At 63.1% G+C, this 1,202-nt stretch carries 1 protein-coding gene; it reads left to right on the top strand.

Annotated elements, in window-relative coordinates; genetic code table 11:
- The first annotated feature begins 68 nt into the window (after positions 1-68).
- Positions 69-1,186, top strand: a protein-coding gene (locus tag FXO19_RS19000) for an IS3 family transposase (protein WP_425481504.1) whose coding sequence is annotated in 2 segments (ribosomal slippage) — positions 69-321 and positions 321-1,186 — 1,119 coding nt in all. Because the reading frame shifts where the segments join, the coding sequence is not laid out codon by codon here.
- Positions 1,187-1,202: the final 16 nt, after the last annotated feature.

Below are 1,202 nucleotides of genomic sequence, written 5' to 3'. Positions count from 1 at the left end.
CGACGTCCCCCCGCTTTTGAGTAGCACGGCGATTTGGAGTCCAATCCCCAACGAGAAGGAGATTGGACGTGAAGAAGCGCTTTTCCGAAGAACAGATCATCGGCTTCCTGCGTGAGGCCGAGGCCGGGTTGCCGGTCAAGGAGCTGTGCCGCAAGCACGGCTTCAGCGAGGCGTCGTACTACCTGTGGCGCAGCAAGTTCGGCGGCATGAGCGTGCCCGACGCGAAGCGACTGAAGGAGTTGGAGACGGAGAATGCCCGGCTGAAGAAGCTGCTGGCCGAGCAGGTCCTTGAGAACGAGGTGATCAAGGACGTCCTGCGAAAAAAGTGGTGAGCGCACCGGCACGACGCGAGCAGGTGCGCTACATGGTGGACAGCGGATTGAGCGAGCGCCGGGCGCTGGCGGTGGTGCGGATGAGTGCCAGTGCATTGCGCTATGCGCCCCGCCCGGATCGGAACGTCGATCTGCGGGAACGCATCCTCGCGCTGGCACATCGGCATCGACGCTATGGCGTCGGGATGATCCATCTCAAGCTTCGCCAGGAAGGACACCTCGTGAACTACAAGCGCGTGGAGCGGTTGTATCGGGAGGCGCGGCTGCAGGTGCGCCGTCGCAAGCGCAAGAAGGTTCCCGTGGGCGAGCGCCAGCCCCTGCTGCGTCCGACCCGGGCCAACGCGGTCTGGTCGATGGACTTCGTGTTCGACCGAACGGCCGATGGCCGGGTGATCAAATGCCTGGTGATTGTGGACGATGCTACGCATGAGCCCGTCGCGATCGAGGTGGAACGGGCAATCTCGGGATACGGTGTCAGCCGCGTGCTGGATCGGCTGGCGTTGAGCCGCGGCTTGCCAGAGGTCATCCGAACCGACAACGGCAAGGAGTTCTGCGGCAAGGCCATGGTCGCCTGGGCACACGAGCGTGGCATCCAGCTTCGGCTGATCGAGCCGGGCAAGCCGAACCAGAACGCCTACGTCGAATCGTTCAATGGCCGGCTACGCGACGAATGCCTCAACGAGCACCTGTTCACCAGTCTGCTCCACGCACGCACAGTGATCGAGACCTGGCGACGCGAGTACTGCGAGGAACGACCCAAGAAGGCACTTGGCGGCATGACGCCGGCAGCCTATGCCAAACAGCTAGCCGAATCCGCTACAGTGAACCCGGACTCCAGATCAGACCGCTACTAAAAGCGGGGGGACGTCG

This window comes from Luteimonas suaedae (genome assembly GCF_008312895.1).
In the GTDB taxonomy this organism is placed as follows: Bacteria; Pseudomonadota; Gammaproteobacteria; order Xanthomonadales; family Xanthomonadaceae; genus Luteimonas; species Luteimonas suaedae.
Note: the sequence above shows the minus strand (reverse complement) of the source record. Positions and strands in the feature narration are given on the sequence as shown.